General features: G+C 73.5%; 13 protein-coding genes. 8 read left to right on the top strand and 5 right to left on the bottom strand.

Translation table 11 applies throughout. The annotated features are described in order from the left end of the window. Positions 1-54: 54 nt before the first annotated feature. The gene (locus tag ACK8HX_RS03050) at positions 55-6,342 is read right to left on the bottom strand and encodes an Ig-like domain-containing protein (RefSeq protein WP_411939166.1); all 6,288 of its coding nucleotides are present in this window, start codon (positions 6,340-6,342) and stop codon (positions 55-57) included. A 198-nt stretch (positions 6,343-6,540) separates the two neighbouring features. Here ACK8HX_RS03050 and ACK8HX_RS03045 point away from each other — a divergent pair, with 198 nt between their 5' ends. Together ACK8HX_RS03045 and ACK8HX_RS03040 are read left to right on the top strand one after the other, a co-directional pair. Beyond that, positions 6,541-8,259, top strand: a complete 1,719-nt coding sequence (locus tag ACK8HX_RS03045; RefSeq protein ID WP_411939165.1) for a DEDD exonuclease domain-containing protein — start codon at positions 6,541-6,543, stop codon at positions 8,257-8,259. Positions 8,260-8,283: 24 nt separating this feature from the next. Beyond that, positions 8,284-8,565 (top strand): Lrp/AsnC family transcriptional regulator, encoded by a 282-nt coding sequence (locus ACK8HX_RS03040; protein ID WP_411939164.1) that lies wholly within the window; start codon positions 8,284-8,286, stop codon positions 8,563-8,565. A gap of 22 nt (positions 8,566-8,587) precedes the next feature. Here ACK8HX_RS03040 and trpD read toward each other — a convergent pair whose 3' ends face one another. Both trpD and ACK8HX_RS03030 read right to left on the bottom strand, forming a co-directional pair. Beyond that, positions 8,588-9,661, bottom strand: coding sequence for an anthranilate phosphoribosyltransferase (trpD, locus tag ACK8HX_RS03035; RefSeq protein WP_411939163.1), 1,074 nt, complete (start codon positions 9,659-9,661; stop codon positions 8,588-8,590). Positions 9,662-9,669: 8 nt separating this feature from the next. After that, entirely contained in the window at positions 9,670-10,122 is a 453-nt protein-coding gene (locus ACK8HX_RS03030) for a response regulator transcription factor (protein WP_411939162.1), read from the bottom strand. 153 nt (positions 10,123-10,275) lie between these two features. Here ACK8HX_RS03030 and ctaE point away from each other — a divergent pair, with 153 nt between their 5' ends. Genes ctaE through ACK8HX_RS03000 form a run of 6 tightly spaced genes read left to right on the top strand, consistent with a single transcriptional unit; the run spans position 10,276 to position 16,518 of the window. Next, positions 10,276-10,953, top strand: a complete 678-nt coding sequence (gene ctaE / locus ACK8HX_RS03025; protein WP_411939161.1) for an aa3-type cytochrome oxidase subunit III — start codon at positions 10,276-10,278, stop codon at positions 10,951-10,953. A 52-nt stretch (positions 10,954-11,005) separates the two neighbouring features. Then, positions 11,006-11,818 carry a cytochrome bc1 complex diheme cytochrome c subunit gene (gene qcrC, locus ACK8HX_RS03020; RefSeq protein WP_411939160.1) on the top strand — a complete coding sequence of 271 codons (813 nt, stop codon included), beginning with the start codon at positions 11,006-11,008 and terminating at the stop codon, positions 11,816-11,818. A 46-nt stretch (positions 11,819-11,864) separates the two neighbouring features. Next, positions 11,865-12,989 (top strand): cytochrome bc1 complex Rieske iron-sulfur subunit, encoded by a 1,125-nt coding sequence (gene qcrA, locus ACK8HX_RS03015; protein ID WP_411939159.1) that lies wholly within the window; start codon positions 11,865-11,867, stop codon positions 12,987-12,989. Then, positions 12,989-14,737, top strand: a complete 1,749-nt coding sequence (gene qcrB / locus ACK8HX_RS03010; protein ID WP_411939158.1) for a cytochrome bc1 complex cytochrome b subunit — start codon at positions 12,989-12,991, stop codon at positions 14,735-14,737. Before qcrA ends, qcrB begins: the two co-directional genes overlap by 1 nt. Before the next feature lie 43 nt (positions 14,738-14,780). Continuing rightward, positions 14,781-16,145, top strand: a complete 1,365-nt coding sequence (locus tag ACK8HX_RS03005) for a serine hydrolase domain-containing protein (RefSeq protein ID WP_411939157.1) — start codon at positions 14,781-14,783, stop codon at positions 16,143-16,145. A 19-nt stretch (positions 16,146-16,164) separates the two neighbouring features. After that, positions 16,165-16,518: a metallopeptidase family protein gene (locus ACK8HX_RS03000; RefSeq protein WP_411939156.1), complete on the top strand. Its 354-nt coding sequence runs from the start codon at positions 16,165-16,167 to the stop codon at positions 16,516-16,518. A gap of 31 nt (positions 16,519-16,549) precedes the next feature. Here ACK8HX_RS03000 and ACK8HX_RS02995 read toward each other — a convergent pair whose 3' ends face one another. Together ACK8HX_RS02995 and ACK8HX_RS02990 are read right to left on the bottom strand one after the other, a co-directional pair. Continuing rightward, positions 16,550-17,209, bottom strand: coding sequence for a polysaccharide deacetylase family protein (locus ACK8HX_RS02995; RefSeq protein ID WP_411939155.1), 660 nt, complete (start codon positions 17,207-17,209; stop codon positions 16,550-16,552). A gap of 100 nt (positions 17,210-17,309) precedes the next feature. Continuing rightward, positions 17,310-17,723, bottom strand: a complete 414-nt coding sequence (locus ACK8HX_RS02990; RefSeq protein ID WP_411939154.1) for a cytochrome c oxidase subunit 4 — start codon at positions 17,721-17,723, stop codon at positions 17,310-17,312.

Here is a 17,723-nt window from a genome sequence, read left to right as displayed (position 1 = left end):
GGAGCCCGCTCCGCGGCGCCGGAGCACGCCGACGGGAAACGCGGCCCGAGGTGGTCACCAGTTGACCCAGCCCGAGGTCGCCGACGTCGGGTTGAGGTCGAGCTTGATCCGGTTGGCGAGGTTGGGGTCGATCGAGCAGTAGCCACCGCTCGGGTTGCCGGCCCCGTTGATGTAGATGCTCGTCGTGTGCCACGGCGTCGTGCGTCCGTTGTAGTAGCAGAGCAGGGTGTAGTTGCCCGCTGGGACGTTGTAGGCCGTGAAGTCGACGATGCGGCAGTTGCCGCAGCTCGCGGAGTCGAGCCCGCCCTTGCGGACGTTGCCGAGGCTGGCCGGCGGGTTCGGGATCGACTGGCTGTCGGGACCCGCCCACGTCGACCACCCGGCGGCCGAGTACGCCCGCACCTCGAGACGGTAGGTCTGCCCGTCCTGGCCCGTGAAGCTCACCTGCTGGCGCGCGCTGCCGAACGTCTGGTCGACCGCCCCGCGCACCTGGACCTGGGTGATCGGGCGCCCGTTCGTCGGCAGGTTCCAGCTCCACGTGATCTGGTTCCCGCTCCGCGTGCTGCTGAGCCCGGTGGGCTGGAGGGTGTCCCGGTACGGCGTCGCGGTGTCGCTGCGCCGCTCGGACTCGTTGCCCCCGGAGTTGACCGTCCACACCGTGATCGTGCGGTCGTTCGTCGGGCTCGTGTCGAAGGCGTCGGTCTTGAACACCACCTGCGAGCCGGGGGCGCACCCGCACATGAAGGTGCCGCTCTTGCCACCGCCCTGCCAGCGCACGGCCGAGAACGACCCGGCCCGCGGCTGGCCGACCCCCACGGTGAGGCGGATCCGACCGTCGGCATCAGGGGTCGTCGCGTTGACCGTGGGCGTCGACGGCTGCCCGACCGAGGTGAACGAGGACGCGTTGGCCTGCGGCCCCTCGATGCCGGCGCCGTTGGTGAGCGTGACGGTGTAGCGGTAGGTGCGCCCGTCGTAGGGGATCACGACGTTCGCCGTGCGCACGTCGGGCGCGGTGTCGGTGACCTTCGTCCAGCCACCGCCGTCGACCGACTGGTACAGCGAGTAGCGGGTCGTGGGGGGCCCGTTGGGCGATCCCTGGTCCCACGACAGGGTCAGCGTGGCCGAGGACGCCGCCGGGCCGGGACCGCTCGCGGCGATCCGCGGGGCCGGCAGCGCGGGCGGGGTGCCCGCCGACTGCATGGTCACCGCCGGGCCGAACGGACCGGCCCCCAGCTCGTTCCACGCCTGGACCTGCACCGACTGCTCGGCCATGTTGTCCAGCCCGCCGACGGTCGTCTGCTGCGATGGCGCGGCGACGTCCTGGGTGCGTGTGGCGCCGGTCGACGACACGAGGCGGACCACGTACTTGCGCAGGGCGCTGCCCTCGTTCTCGGGGGCCTGCCAGTCGATGGTGAGCGAGCCGTCACCGCGCGAGACCATCCGCACGCCGGTGACCTGGCGCGGCAGGGTGTCCGGCCGCACGGCCGCGCTGGGAGCCGACGGCTCGCCCTCGCCGATGCCGTTCACCGCGGCGACGGTGAACGTGTAGTCGCGCCCGTTCGTCAGGCCCGTCACCGTGCAGGGCGAGGCCGTGCACGTGGTCTGCCCGGACGACCCTCCCGTGTGGCGCACGACGTAGCCGCTGACCACCGAGCCGCCGTCGTAGGTGGGCGGCAGCCACGAGACCCGCGCCTGCCCGCCGGCGTCCCGGTCGGCGACGGCGCCGACCTGGCGCGGCTGTCCCGGCCTGCCGAGCATCGTCACCGACACCCGTCCCGCAGCCGTGCGGCCGGGACCGTCGGAGACGGTGACGGCGACGGACCCGGTGGGCGTCGGCTGCGTCCCGGCGGTGAGGGTGAGGCGACAGCCCGACGTCGAGGTCGTCAGGCCGCTGCCCTGCTCGACGCGCGCCGCGGTGATCGTGCAGGCCGGCGCGGCGAGCGGGGAGTCCAGGTAGGCAGCGAGGTCGACGGTGCGCGACTCGCCCTCCCTGAGGCCGGTGACACTCACGGGCCGCAGGCGCGGCGGCGGCACCGGCGACGTCGCGCCCGGCCCGGCGGCGCCGGTCCCGATGAGGGCGAGGCCGGCGGCGTCGCGGCCGATGACCTGGACGCCGATCGCGGACGGCGCGGGCATCCCCTCCGAGGTGACGGTGAGCCGCCCTGCCGTGGTGCGAGCGCCCTCGTCGGCGTGGAGGGTGAGCCTGCGGTTTCCCGGGCCGTCGACGGTCAGCCGGGCGTCGGCCTCGGTCTCCCACCGCGTCTCGAAGGCGACGTCGTCGAGGGTGGACCCGACGGGCAGCCACGCGTGGCAGAAGGTCGGGATGTCGACGACGCGGTCCAGCCCTCCTGCGATGACGGTGACGTTGCCCTGCGGGCAGCGCAGCAGGGGCACCCTGGGGCCCACCTGGACCGGGATCGACACGTAGGCCGTCGCGAAGTCCGCCTGTCCGACGGCGTCCTGGTCGGTGACCTCGAGCATGACGGCGGCAGGACCCACGTAGCCGTTGGACGAGGTCAGCGTCAGGGTGCGGTTGTCGTCGAGGGCGACGGTGAGGTTCTCGGCCGGCGACGCGCTGACCGTGCGCTCGGTCGTCACCGAGACCACCCGGCCCCGGGGCGACCTCACGTGGTCGTTGACGGCGACGGTCGTCGTGGAGTCCTTGCCCATCTCGATGAGCGTCCCGGCCACCACGAAGGGTTGGCCGTCGGAGCCGGTCGGCACGTGGACCAAGGCCATCGCCCGGGCGCCGTCCTCGTCCTCGACGACGTAGGGCGCCGCGTACGCGTGGTCGAGGATGCGCACCCGGACGCGCCCGTTCTCGATCGTCGCGTGGGGGCTGAGGACCTCGACGAGCCTGAGCGTCGCGGGGTCGGAGTCGACGTCGGTGTCGTTGGCGAGCGCGTCGACGACGGTGCTCACCTCCCCCGGCCTGGGTCGCGCGACGTCGTCGTGGGCGACCGGGGGGTTGACGTACCCGACGACCGGTCGCACGAGCACCGAGGCGCGCGAGGGGTCGAAGAGGCCGTCGGTGATGCCGTAGACGAGCTGGTGGAGGTCGGCGCCGCCGGCGGGTGGCACCCTGGTCCGGACGACGTGGTCCTCGTCGAGGACCCACTTGCGCAGCTCGGCCGGCGGGTTCAGGGACTCGGTCTCGACCTCGACGACGTCGCCGCGGGCGATGAGGTCGTTCTGGAGGGGACTGACGGTGACGGTCTTGCCGGGTGCGGCGAAGACCTCGTCGGGGACGGCGACCGGCGGCTGCGGGTCCCCGGGCTGGACGACACCCACGCGCACGTAGGCCCGGCTCGTCGCACCGAACCGGTCGCGCACCTCGTACGTGACGACCTCGGTGCCGGCCGCGAGGGGGAAGGACTCGTACCGGATCGTCGACGGCCCGATCGCCACGACCCGGCCGTGGGTGAGGTCGACCGGCCCGCCGTCGGCCCCGACGATGCCGGTGACGGTGACGCTGTCGCCGTCGGGGTCGACGCCGAACGTCGGCACCGTCATCGTGATGGGGTCGCCTGCGGTCACCGTGGCGGTGAAGCTGCGGGCCACCGGTGCCTGGTTGATGCGCTGCGCTGTCGGCAGGGGGGTGACCTGCACCCGCACGCGGGCGGTCTGCGCCCGCTCCTTCATCCCGTCGGCATACGCGGCGTACTCGAGGGTCACGAACCTCTCGGCGCGCAGCCCGCGCGCCTCCGGGACGTAGCGGATGACGTTGCCGCTCGCGAACGCGCGCTGGGCGTCGCCCTTGCTGACGACCTTCACGCTCGCGGGGTCGAGGACGAGCGGGATGCCGTCGGCCATCGTGTCGTTGTCGAGCACCGGCACGGAGACGGTGTCGCCCTCGCGCACCGTGGCCGTGTCGTCCTGGACGAGCGGGACGGAGTCCTCGACGGCGGACTGCTGGAGGACGGCGACCTCACCGGTCGTGCGCTGCGTCCCGTCGCTCACGGTGTACCGGACCACGCCGCGCCGCCCGCTCCCGGCGTCGAGCGGCGAGGGCTCGAGGGCCTCGATGCGCACCCAGCGACCCTGGTAGATGGAGGGCTGGAGCCAGGCGTCCTCACCCGTCGCCTGCACCGCGGCGGTGACGAGGACGTCGCCGCGCGGGCTGTAGTCGTTGGCGAGGACGTCGACCATGACCGGCACCTGGTCGTGCAGCGTCGCGGTGTCCGGGACCGAGACGGGCGGCGCGCCCTCGGGCGGTGCCACGACGTCGACCCGCACCCGCCCGGGCGCGACGCCACCCCCGGTGACGGCGGAGTAGGACAGCTCGAAGGTGCCGGGCGCGCTGGCCGTGACCGTGACCTGGCCCGTGGACAGGTCGGTGTCGACCTGGAGGGGGCCGACCGGGCGCACCGCCGAGCGCAGCCGCAGGACGGCATCGGGCTCGCTCGGGTCGGCGCCGGCGACGTCGTTGCCGAGCGGTTCGATCTGGAGCGGCTTGCCGACGACACCGCGGACGGCATCGGGCTGGGTGCGCGGCGGGAGGAGCTTGCTGTCGCCGCCGACCGCGACGACCCGGGCCGTGACCGAACCCTTCGTCGTGCCGCCGCGCCCGTCGCTGACGACGTACGCGATCGGCTGGCGCCCCTCGGTGGTGGGGGCGAGGAGCGTGACGCGTCCCTGGCCGTCGACGACGCCGCCCTCGACGTCGGCTCGCGCCGCGAGGGTGTCGCTCTCGGGGTCGCGCCAGTCGGCGAGCACCGGCACTGACAGTCGCTTGCCCGCGATGACGGGGTACTCGGCCTTCGCCAGGACGGCGCCACCCTGGCGCAGGCGCGGCGGTCCGTTGACCTCGTCGGGGACGATCCGCACCGAGACCCGCGCGGCCTCCTTGGAGACGGCCTTGCCGTTGTTCACCTTGTACGTGAGGTCGAACGAGCGCCCCTCGGTGCCCTCCGGAACCGCGACGTCGATCGACTGCCCGTCGGCCGACACGGTGCCGACGACGCCCTCGAGGCTGGGCCGGGACACGTCGCCGGCGTCGATGGACAGGACCGAGCCCGCGACGTCGGTGTCGTTGTCGAGGACGTGGAGCTTGCTCGTCCGCCCCGGCCGCACGGCCAGCCGGTCGGGCTCGGCCTTCGGGGGCTGCTGCGCGCTCGCCTCGTTGAGGAGGTTCTCGTCCTTCTTGTCGTTGTCGTCGTCCTGCCTGGTGGGGGGCGTGAGGGCGTCCCAGTCGTCGATCTTCGTCGGCTTGTCGTCGAGGTCCCAGACACCGCCGTTGTCGAGGTCGTTGAGGACGACGAGCCCGCGGTTGACCCGCAGGGCGACGCCGTCGCGGGTCGGGGCGTCGCCCTGGGTGGGCAGCGTCGCCGTCGGCTCGTCGCCCGCCCGCCCGCAGTTGGCGCCGTAGAAGACCCGGCCCTCCTCGGCCCAGGCGGCGTGGACGCAGCCGTCGAGGACGACCGGCCGGCTCACGAGCACCGCTCCCGGCACGCGGTCGACCTGGTCGCCGACGCGCACCCCGCCCGGCGAGGCGCCGCCGTCGAGCGGGACGGGCACCGCTGCGTCGACGCCCTGGACGACGACGGTGTCCGCCTGCGGGCCGGGCTGCTGGAGCGCAGCGAGGCGTGAGCCGCCCGGCGCGGTGACCTGCGCGTCGGCGCCCTCGGGCCGGTCGGCCGCGAAGACGCGGTCGGTGGCCGCGTCGTAGGCGACCCAGCGGTCGCCGACGGCCGTGATGTCGGGTGTCTGGGTGCGCAGCGAGGTGCGCGTGGTGGTGGGCCGCGCGAAGCCGGTCGCCGTGGGGGCCACCGAGGTGACGGTGCCGTCGGCGCCCGACACGGCGTGGACGACGCCGTCGGTCCCGACGGCGAGGGCACCGTTCCTGCCGATGGTCGCCACGGGCCGGGCCCCGGACGCGACGCCTGGGGCGCTCTCGATGCCGCGGCGGGTGTCGACCCGCTGTGCCCAGACCTTGCCGCTGGCGGGGTCGAGGAGGGCGAGGGTGCCGCCGCGCAGGTCGACCGGCAGCGGTGTGAAGCGGCCGTCGACGGCGCGGGTGGCGGCGACGCTCGTCAGGGACGAGCCGGCCGAGGACGTCGCGACGTCGATGGGGACGAGCTCGCCGGTGCCGGGCGTGAACCCGAGGACGGCGGCCCCGTCCTGGAGGACGTCGAGCCCGTCGCCGGTGGCGCCTCCGCTCGCGACCCCGGTGTCGAGCTGGCCGATGGGCACGTTGGCCTTGGCGTACTTCGCCTGCGCGGCGGAGCTGACCCACACCCCGGCGTCGTTGAGGCGCGCCTCGTGGACGGTGCTGCCCTCGCTCGCGGCGGCGACGTACCCCAGGCCGGACGCCACGAGGACGACGGCCATGAGGCTCGCCACCCGGCGACGCCCCCGTCTCGACGATGCTGCGGCCACGCGCGGCTTCCCCTCGGTCTTCCCCCGGCGCCGGCCCCTCGCCGGATCGCCCGCCCACCCTAACCGCCCGCACCGTCGGCGCGGGCCGGGTCGCGATGGGGAGCGGTCCCCGCCCGGTGCGCCTCACGGGGGCTGTCGGTGCGGCCACCTACGGTCGCTCCCATGGCGATGGTCCAGGGCACGTTCGACGACCTGGGGACCGCCCTGTCCACCGTCACCTTCGTCGTCGTCGACCTCGAGACCACCGGCGGCAGCCCGGCCGAGTGCGGCATCACCGAGATCGGGGCCGTCAAGGTCCGCGGCGGCGAGGTCGTCGGCGAGTTCCAGACGCTCGTCAACCCCGGTGCCCCCATCCCGGCCTTCATCTCGGTCCTCACCGGCATCACCGACTCGATGGTGGCCGGCGCGCCGCGCGTCGAGGCCGCCTTCCCCGCGTTCCTCGAGTTCGCCCGCGGGTCCGTCCTCGTCGCGCACAACGCCGGCTTCGACATCTCCTTCCTCAAGGCGGCGGCCCGGCGCACCGAGACGGAGTGGCCCGGCTTCGCGGTCCTCGACACGGTCCACCTCGCCCGCCAGCTCGTCCGCCGCGACGAGGTGCCCAACCACCGGCTCGGGTCCCTCGCGCGGCTGTTCCGCTCCCCCACGACCCCCGACCACCGCGCCCTCCACGACGCGCGCGCCACCGTCGACGTCCTCCACGGGCTCCTCGAGCGCGTCGGGTCGCTCGGCGTGCACTCCCTCGAGGAGCTCCTCGACTACGGCTCGCGCGTCACCCCGGCCCGCCGCCGCAAGCGCCACCTCGCCGACGGCCTCCCCGACGCCCCCGGCGTCTACCTCTTCAAGGACGGCCAGGGACGCGTCCTGTACGTGGGCACCTCGGTCTCCATCCGCACCCGGGTCCGCTCCTACTTCACGGCGTCAGAGCACCGGCGGCGGATGGGCGAGATGGTCCGCATCGCCGAGTCGGTGAGCCCCGTCGTCTGCGCCACGACCCTCGAGGCCGAGGTGCGCGAGCTGCGCCTCATCGCCGAGCACAAGCCGCGCTACAACCGCCGCTCCCGCCACCCCGAGAAGGCGCTGTGGGTCAAGCTGACCGTCGAGCCCTTCCCACGGCTGTCGGTCGTGCGCGCCGTCGCCGACGACGGCGCCCGCTATGCCGGCCCGTTCGGCTCGCGGACGGCCGCCGAGGCCGCGGTCGCGGCCGTGCACGAGGTGCTCCCGCTGCGGCAGTGCGTCGAGCGGCTCTCCCCCACCAGGCCGCGCTCGGCCTGCGCGCTCGCCGAGATGGGCCGGTGCGGGGCGCCGTGCACCGGCGCGCAGTCCGTCGAGGAGTACGCCGGCGTCGTCGAGCGCGCCGCCCTGCTCCTCGCCGGCGACACCCGCGACCTCCTCGACTCCCTCCGGGCCCGGATGGCCGACCTCTCGGCCGCAGAGCGGTTCGAGGACGCCCGGGTCGTCCGCGAGCGGCTCGTGGCCCTCGTGCGCGGCACGACCCGGTCCCAGCGCCTCGACCCCCTCGCCCGCATCGGCGAGCTCGTCGCCGCGAGGCGCTCGCTGCTCGGCGGGTGGGAGGTCGTCTGCGTCCGGCACGGCCGCCTCGCCGGGTCCACCAGCTCACCGCGCGGCGCCGACCCGATGCCGTACATCGACGCCCTGCGGGCCTCGGCCGAGGTCGTCGCACCGCCGGTCGCCCCGATGCCCGCGGCCACCCCCGAGGAGAGCGAGAAGATCCTGCGCTGGCTCGAGTCGCCGGGCGTGCGCATCGTCGAGGTCGACGGCGCGTGGACCTGCCCCGTCGGCGGGGCGGCGGCGGTGCGGGCCGAGCTCGAGCCGCTCGAGGCGTCGCGGCGCGAGGTGGCCGGGTTCGCCGGCGTCCGCTGACCGGCCCGCCGCTAGTCTGGCCGCGTGATCACCGCCATCGTCCTCATCACCGCCGACGTCGACCGCATCCCCGAGGTCGCGCAGGAGATCGCCGACCTCGAGGGGGTCACCGAGGTCTACTCCGTCGCCGGTGACGCCGACCTCGTCGCGATGGTGCGCGTCCGCGAGCACGAGGCGCTCGCCGACGTCATCGCCGACCGGCTCAACAAGGTCCAGGGCGTCACGGGCACCAACACGCACATCGCCTTCCGCACCTACTCCTCGCACGACCTCGAGGCGGCCTTCAGCCTCGGCCTCGAGGGCTGAGGGCGCGGAACCTCGCGGACGGTCAGCCGGCGAGGGAGCGGGTGACCTCGACCCAGCGGTCCAGCAGCGCCGACGCGGCCCCGGAGTCGAGGGCGGCCTCGGCGCGGTCGATCCCGGACCGCACCGCGGTCGTGAGCGCCTCGCGCGAGACGACCGCGCCGTCCTCCCAGGCCGCCACGGCCAGCGCGATGCCGGCGTTGAGGACGACCGCGTCGCGCACGGGACCGGGTGCACCGGAGAAGACCGACCGCGCGACCCCCGCGTTGTGGGCGGCGTCGCCGCCGCGCAGCGCCTCGACCGGGCTGGTCGCCAGCCCGAGGTCGGTGGGGTCGAGGACGACCTCGGTCACGGCGCCGTCGCGGACCCACCACACGGTCGAGGTCGTGGCGAGGGTGAGCTCGTCGAGCCCGTCGTCGCCGCGGAACACCGCGGCCGGGCGGCCCCGGCCCGCGAACACCCCGGCGATGATCGGCGCCGTGCGCAGGTCGGCGACCCCGACCGCGGCGAACGTCGGCTGAGCCGGGTTCGTCAGCGGGCCGAGGAGGTTGAAGGCGGTGCCGACCCCGAGGTCGCGCCGGGTCACCGCGGCGTGGCGCATCGAGGGGTGGAAGGCCCCCGCGAAGCAGAAGGTGATGCCGGCGTCCTCCGCCGCCTGCGCGACCTGGGCGGGGGTGAGGGTCAGCGACACCCCCAGCGCCTCGAGGACGTCGGCCGACCCCGAGGACGAGGACGCTGCCCGGTTGCCGTGCTTGACGACCCGCAGCCCGCTCGCCGCGACGACGACCGAGGCCATGGTCGAGATGTTCACCGAGTGCATCCGGTCGCCGCCGGTGCCGACGATGTCGATGCTCGGGCCGGCGACCTCGATGCGGTGCGCGTGCTCGAGCATGACGTCGGCGAGCCCGCGGACCTCCTCGGAGGTCTCGCCCTTGGCCCGCAGCGCGACGAGGAACCCGGCGAGCTGGACGGGAGAGGCTTCGCCGGTCATGACCTCCGACATCGCCCAGCGGGCGTCCTCGGGCGCGAGGTCCTCACCGCGCAGGAGCGCGGCGAGCAGGTCCGGCCACGTCGGGGAGGCCGGCGCGGGCGTCGACACGGGCGGGCTCAGCCGGCCGCGGCGACCCGCGAGCGCGCCAGCGAGGCGATCGCGTCGGAGACGGCGATGGGGTCGAGGGGGTGCGGGACGACCTCGTCCGCGAGGGACCAGCCCGCGAGCCAGGCGTCCTGGGGGCGGCCGGTCAGCACGAGGATCGGGGGGCAGCGGAAGATCTCGTTCTTCAGCTGGCGGCACAGCCCCAGCCCCCCGACGGGCGTGGCCTCGCCGTCGAGGACGACGACGTCGTGGCCGCCGGCGTCCATGGCCTCGATGACGGCCTCGGCGGTCGCGCACTCGCGCCACGCCACGACCTCGACGTCGCGCGCGGGCCGGCGGCCCGCGGCCGCACGGACCGCGTCGCGGACCGTGATGTCGTCGCTGTAGAGGAGCACCGAGACGCGGTGGACGCCCTCCGGGCTCGAGGCCTGGGCCGGGGACCCGGCGGCGTGCGGTGAGGTCATGGACGAAGACTCTACCGGTGGGTCCCGGACCACCCGACGCGACGTTCGTCGTGCCTGTTCGCGGACCGTTCGCGCACCGTTGCGCGGCTCCGCGGACCCGTTGTGGAGGGTTTCGGGGGGTCGTCGCAGCGCGTCTTCGCGGATGGGGCAATAATGCATGTCGTGGCGACCTCGACTGCACCCCAGACCCGGCCCGCGGGGCCCGTCCCCTCGATCCCCGGTCAGGGGCCGGCGACCCGCCCCAACATGGTCGCCGTCGGCACGATGGTGTGGCTGTCCAGCGAGCTGATGTTCTTCGCAGCGCTGTTCGCGTTCTACTTCACGATCCGCGGCCACGAGCCGGGTCTGTGGGCCGAGCGCACCGCCCAGCTGAACATCCCGTTCGCCCTCGCGAACACGACGATCCTCGTCGTCTCGTCCGTGTGGTGCCAGCTCGGCGTCCTCCAGGCCGAGAAGGGCGTCGTCGCCCGGCCCGCGGGCTCCCCGCTCGCCAAGGTGTCCGCGTGGGGCATGCGCGAGTGGTACGTCCTCACGTACTTCTTCGGCGCGATCTTCATCGCCGGCCAGGTCTACGAGTACGCCCACCTCGTCGCCGAGGGCGTCACCCTCTCCTCCGACCCGTACGGCTCGGTGTTCTACCTCGCCACCGGCTTCCACGGCCTCCACGTGACCGGCGGGCTCATCGCCTTCCTCCTCATCCTCGGGCGCACCTTCACGACGAAGCACTACAGCCACGCCCAGGCCACCGGCGCGGTCGTGACGTCGTACTACTGGCACTTCGTCGACGTCGTGTGGATCGCCCTGTTCATCATGATCTACGTGCTCAAGTGACCCCCGGTTCCCCCGACTCCCACCGACCCGACGCCGACGACAGGACCGCACCGTGAACGCACTGGCCGCCCGCCGCCGACACCCGGCGGCGATCGCCATCCTCATCATGCTGGGCCTGTTCCTCATGGGCGCGGCCTACGCCGCCGTGGCCCCGAAGCCGGCCGACGCGACGACGAAGGCGCTCTCGGCCCAGACGGTCGAGGAGGGCAAGGCGATCTTCCGCGCCAACTGCGCGTCGTGCCACGGCCTCAACGCCGAGGGACGCCAGACCGGCAACGGCGACAAGGTCGCGGGCCCGGCGCTCGCGGGTGTCGGCGCGGCCGCCGTCGACTTCCAGATGGGCACGGGCCGGATGCCCATGGCCGCCCCGGGCGTCCAGGCCCCGCGCCAGGACGAGATCAAGTTCAGCGACGAGCAGATCGAGGCGGTCGGCGCCTACGTCGCCTCGCTCGCGCCCGGCCCCGAGGTCCCCAGCGAGGAGGCCGTCGACCCGACCAAGGGCGACCCCGCCCGCGGCGGTGAGCTCTTCCGCGTCAACTGCGCCATGTGCCACAACTTCGCCGGCGCCGGCGGGGCCCTGACCCGCGGCAAGTACGCCCCGGCCCTCACCGACGTCAGTGGCAAGCACATCTACGAGGCGATGGCCACGGGCCCGCAGAACATGCCGGTGTTCAACGACGCCAACGTCAAGCCCGAGGACAAGCGGGACATCATCGCCTTCCTCGACTCGATCAACGAGGCCGAGAGCCCCGGTGGCCTGACGCTCGGCTCGCTGGGCCCGGTCACCGAGGGCCTGTTCGCCTGGGTCTTCGGGCTCGGCATCCTCATCGGCTGCGCCGTCTGGCTCGGCGCGAAGTCGGCCTGACCGCCCCCGTCCCCATCCGACCATCGACGAGAAGACCGGTACCCCGATGAACGAGCAGGACCCCAGCACCGCCGGCACCGAGGTGGCCTCGCGGCACGGCCACGGCACCGCGGTGCGCCTCGACGAGGGCCACGTCGTGGGCGACGGCGGCGTCCCGGAGCGCTTCACGAACCCCGGCCTGCCCCACCACGTCCCGCGGATGTCCGACCTCAGCGAGGAGGCCGCCGCGCGGGCCGAGAAGCAGGTCGCCGCGCTCTTCACCGTCTCGATCGTCTCGACCCTGCTCTTCGTCGTCTTCTACTTCCTCATCCCCATCGAGAGCACGGTCTTCGTGCCGGGCATCGGGATGATGGGCGCCTCGCACGTCGCGCTCGGCACCACGCTCGCCTTCGGCCTCCTCGGCATCGGGTTCGGTGCGGTCCACTGGGCCAAGACACTGATGCCCGACGAGGAGTCCGTCGAGGAGCGCCACCCGATGCGCGGCAGCGACGAGTCGCGCGCTCGGGTCGTGAGCGTGCTCAAGGAGGGCGGCGAGTCCTCGCAGGTCCTGCGCCGCCCCCTCATCAAGTACACCCTCGGTGGGGCGCTCGGCCTCTTCGCGGTGCCGCTGCTCCTCCAGGTCGGTGGCAGCCTCGGCAAGCTCCCGCAGAAGAGCCTGTCCCTGACGTTCTGGAACGGCGGCCCGAGCGGCCCGGGCGAGGAGCCCACGTTCCGCCCGCTGCGCCTGATGAAGGACCCCGAGAACGAGCCGATCAAGGCCGAGGACCTCACGATCGGGTCGGTCGTCCACGTCCTGCCCGAGGGCCTGCTCGAGCTCGAGCACCACGTGCTCGAGGAGAAGGCGAAGGCCGCGGTCCTCCTCATCCGCCTCGAGGAGGAGAAGATCCAGTCGCAGAAGGAGAAGGACTGGGGCTACCAGGGCATCGTCGCCTACTCGAAGATCTGCACCCACGTCGGCTGCCCGGTCGGCCTCTACGAGCAGCAGACGCACCACCTGCTGTGCCCGTGCCACCAGTCGACCTTCGACGTCACCCAGGACTGCAAGGTCATCTTCGGCCCCGCGAAGCGCGCCCTGCCACAATTGAAGATCACCGTCGACGACGAGGGGTACCTCGTCTCCGCCCAGCCGTTCCGCGAGGCGGTCGGCCCGAGCTTCTGGGAGCGTGGCTGATGAGCACCACGACCGACCGCCCCGCCGACGCCCTGCGCGCCGGGGACGCCCCCGCCGAGGCTCCCCCGTCGGCCGCCGCCCGCAAGATCGGCGGCGTCGCAGGCTGGGTCGACGACCGCACCGGGGCGTCGAAGCCGGTCGGCTACCTCATGAAGAAGGTCTTCCCCGAGCACTGGTCGTTCATGCTCGGTGAGATCGCCATGTACTCGATGATCATCTGCCTGCTCACCGGGGCCTTCCTCACGTTCTGGTTCATCCCGAGCGCGGGACACACCGTGTACGACGGCTCGTACGTGCCGCTGCGCGGCGTCGAGATGTCCCAGGCCTACGCCTCGACCCTCGACATCAGCTTCGACATCAAGGGCGGGCTGATCATCCGCCAGATCCACCACTGGGCCGCGCTGATCTTCATCGTGGCGCTGACCGTGCACATGTTCCGCGTCTTCTTCACCGGCGCGTTCCGCAAGCCGCGCGAGATCAACTGGGTCATCGGCACCGTCCTCGCCCTCCTCGCGATCATCGAGGGCTTCGCCGGCTACTCCCTCCCCGACGACCTGCTCTCCGGCACGGGGATCCGAGCCATGGCGGGCTTCGTCCAGACCTCCCCGGTCATCGGGTCCTACCTCGTCTACGGCATCTTCGGTGGCCCGTTCCCCGGCGAGATGATCATCCCGCGGCTGTACAGCGCCCACATCCTGCTCATCCCGGCGATCCTCGTCGGCCTCTTCACCGCGCACATCGGTCTGGTGTTCCTCCACAAGCACACCCAGTACCCGGGTCCGGGACGCACCAACGAGAACGTCGTGGGCTTCCCCGTGATGCCGGTGTACGCGGCGAAGGCCGGCGGCTTCTTCTTCATCGTCTTCGGCGTCATCGCGCTCATCTCGGCGCTGGTCCAGATCAACCCGATCTGGGGCTACGGGCCCTACGACCCGTCGCCGGTCACCGCGGGGTCGCAGCCCGACTGGTACATGGGCTTCGCCGACGGTGCGCTGCGCCTGCTGCCGGGGTGGCTCGAGATCACGGCCTTCGGGTTCACGTTCTCGCCGAACATCGCGCTGGGCGCGCTCGTCCTCCTGCCGCTCGTGTACACGGTCCTGGGCGTCTACCCGTTCCTCGAGCGCTTCGTCACCAAGGACGACCGCGAGCACCACCTCCTCGAGCGCCCGCGCAACGCCCCGGTCCGCACGGGCATCGGCATGGCCGGCATCACCGCCTACACGGTGTTCATGTTCGCGGCCGGCAACGACATCATCGCGATCAAGCTCGGGATGTCGATCAACGACATCACGTGGTTCTTCCGCATCGCGCTGTTCGTCCTGCCGCCCATCGTGTTCTGGGTGACCAAGCGGGTCTGCCTCAGCCTGCAGCGCCGTGACCGCGACACCGTCCTGCACGGCCGCGAGACCGGGACGATCATCCGCACGCCCGACGGCCGGTTCTTCGAGCGGCACGACACCGAGCTCACGCCCGAGCACTGGGTGCTCGTCCAGCACGACCCGGTGTCGGTCCACGAGCTCGAGGCCGACGTCGACGAGCACGGTGTCGCGCGCCGGGCGGGCCGTTCCGACCGCATCCGCGCGGCCCTGTCGCGGTTCTACTTCGCCGACGCCGTCAACCCGGTCACGCCGGCCGAGCTCGCCGCCGCCCACCACGACGGCCACGCCGACGAGTCGATCGAGGCCTCGGCCTCCGGCGGCGCGCGCGGCATCGAGGCCCAGGAGGAGCAGGGCGTCGCTCGTCACTGACGGCGTCCCGCGCCTCCCCCGGTCGCGGCCGGAGGACGTGGGCGTGCCCCCGGCGGCCCTCACGGCCCTCCTCGAGCGCTGGGACGCCTCCGCGGTGGAGGCGCACGGCGTGCTCGTCCTGCGGCACGGCCGGGTCGTCGCCGAGGGGACGTGGGCGCCGTACCGCCCCGACGTCGTGCAGCTCGTGTACTCGGTGAGCAAGACGTTCACCTCGTGCGCCGTGGGCCTGGCCGAGGCCGAGGGGCTGCTCTCCCTCGACGAACGGCTCGTCGACGTCTTCCCGGAGGCCGCGGCGGTCGCCGGTCCGAGGGCGGCCCGGCTGGCCCTCCACCACGTCCTGTCGATGTCCACCGGCCACGAGGCCGACACCTACGTCTGGCGCGACGGCGACCTGCGGACCTTCCCCGCCGAGTTCCTCGCGAAGGAGCCTGAGTGCGAGCCGGGCTCGTGGTTCGTCTACCACAACGGCGCGACGCTGATGGCCGCCCTGGCGGTGCAGCGGCGCAGTGGGCGACGCCTCCTCGACTACCTCCGCCCGCGGCTCCTGGACCCCCTCGGCGTCGGCCCCGCGGCATGGAGCGGGCACGACGGGCTCGACGCGGGCTTCTCCGGACTGCACGTGACGACCGAGGCCCTGGCCCGCCTCGGTGAGCTGCTGCGCCTGGACGGCGTGTGGGGCGGACGCCACCTCCTCCCCGAGGGGTGGGTCGCCCGCGCGAGTGCCGCGCAGGTGGACACCACACCGCACCCCGAGACCGTGGACTGGCAGCAGGGGTACGGCTACCAGCTGTGGCGGTGCCGCCACGACGCCTTCCGGGCCGACGGCGCCTGGGGCCAGTTCGCCGTCGTGGTCCCGGCGGCCGGGCTCGTCGTCGGTGTCACCTCCTGCAGCACCGACACCCAGGCGCTCCTCGACGGCATCTGGGAGGTCCTGCTGCCCGGGCTCGCGCCCGGCGCCCTCGCGCGCGACGACGGCGCCCACGGGGTGCTGTCGGCGCGCCTGGCGGCGGCCCGGCTCGGCGCACCGCGCTCGTCGGCCGCGCCGGTGGGCGACGGGCCGTGGGAGCACACCCACGAGCCCTGCGAGGACCACCCCGCCCTCACGCGGGTCACGGTCCGGCGCGGCGACGGCGACGGCGCCGACTGGGTGCTCGACATCGACGACGGCGGGTCGGTGACGGTCCGGTGCGGCGACGGTGGCTGGCCGGACCCCGACGGCTTCCCGTGGGTCGCGTCGGGCGGCTGGACCGCACCGGACGTCTTCGAGGCGCGCGTCGCCGCCCTGGAGACTCCTCACGTCCTGGCCCTGCGCTGCGCCGACGGGGCGGCCACCGCCTCGTGGAACGGCCGCCCGCTCGGCCGGCCAGCCCTGACCGCCCTGCAGGCCCCACCCCGGGACCGCGACTGACGGGTGGCAGGCTGGTGCCGTGGAGCCGCTGACCGCCGAGGAGTTCGACGCCATCGTCGAGGAGGCCCTCGACGAGGTCCCGGCCGAGCTGATGGCCATGCTCGACAACGTCGCCTTCTTCGTCGAGGAGGAGCCGCCGGCCGACGACCCCGACCTCCTCGGCGTCTACGAGGGGACCCCGCTGACCGAGCGCGGCACCTGGTGGGAGTCCGGCTCGCTCCCCGACCGCATCCTGCTCTTCCGCGGACCCCTGACCCGGATGTGCGACGACGAGGACGACCTGCGCGAGGAGATCGCCGTCACCGTCGTCCACGAGATCGCGCACCACTTCGGCATCGACGACGACGCCCTGCACGAGCTCGGCTGGGACTGAACCGGGCGGGCGGCCCGCCCCGGGGCCGGCCTCAGCGCGATGTGGACGCGCCGAGCAGCCGGGACAGGGGGACGCACGCGTAGCCCCGTGCTGCGAGCTCGGGCAGCAGCCGGGCCACGAGGTCGACGACGCGCTCACGGGCCGCGCCGCCCTCGTGGAGCACGATGACCGACCCCGGCCGGACGCGGGCGAGGAGGAAGCGCAGCTCGCGGTCGACGTCGGCGACGGTGAGGTCCAGGACTGCGACGGAGCCGAGGACCACCCGGTACCCCAGGGCCGTGAGGTCCCGCAGCTGCCCGGGCGTCAGCCATCCCGAGCCGGGGCGGAAGAGGACCGGTGTGCGTCCCGTGACACGCCGCACCGCCTCCCCGGTACGCGTGATGTCGGCGCGGAGGGCGGTGCGCGACAGCCGGATCGTCGGGCGGTCGAGCCAACCGTGGTTGCCGACCTCGTGGCCGGCAGCGACCGCGGCCCGGACCACCTCCGGGTGGGCCTCGACCGCGGACCCGAGGTAGAAGAACGTCGCAGGCACCCCGTGGGAGGCGAGGACGTCGAGCAGGCGGGAGGAGAGGGGTTCGTGCGGCCCGTCGTCGAACGTCAGGGCGACCTCGGCCGACGACGTCCGCGTGGCGACCGCGACGACCCCCTGCCGAGCCAGGAGCCGAGCGAGCCAGGGGGGCTGGAGCCGCACGCTGAGCACCATCAGCGCTCCGGCCAGGCCGGCCACGCCCGCTGCACCGGCCGCGCGGGTTGTCAGCAGGGTTCGGACGGGCCCCCGGCGACGGGAGGGGTCAGAGGGCGTGCTCGCCCTTGAAGTACTCGAAGGTCCAGCCGACGAGCGCGGGCACCGCGAAGAAGGCCCCGATGATGAAGATCCACCAGCCGACCGCGAGGCCGAGGAAGCACAGCGCCGCGGAGCCGCCGAGGAACAGCGGCCACCAGCTGTGCGGGCTGAAGAACCCGAAGTCGCCCTGGAACTCGTCGATCTCGCCGATCGGGTCGTCGGACGGGTCCGGCTCGAGCCGGCGCCGCGTCATCCAGAGGTACCAGGCGATCATGAAGCCGAGCAGTCCGGCGAGGATCAGGCCGATGACACCGACCCACTCGACGCCGATCTCGGTGCTGTTCGTCCACGGCCCGTAGATCGCCGCCATGACGAAGGCGAACACCCCGATGAGGAGGCCGAGCTTCTCCATCGCACGCAT

The organism is Oryzobacter faecalis, from assembly GCF_046764005.1.
GTDB lineage: Bacteria > Actinomycetota > Actinomycetes > Actinomycetales > Dermatophilaceae > Oryzobacter > Oryzobacter faecalis.
Note: the sequence above shows the minus strand (reverse complement) of the source record. Positions and strands in the feature narration are given on the sequence as shown.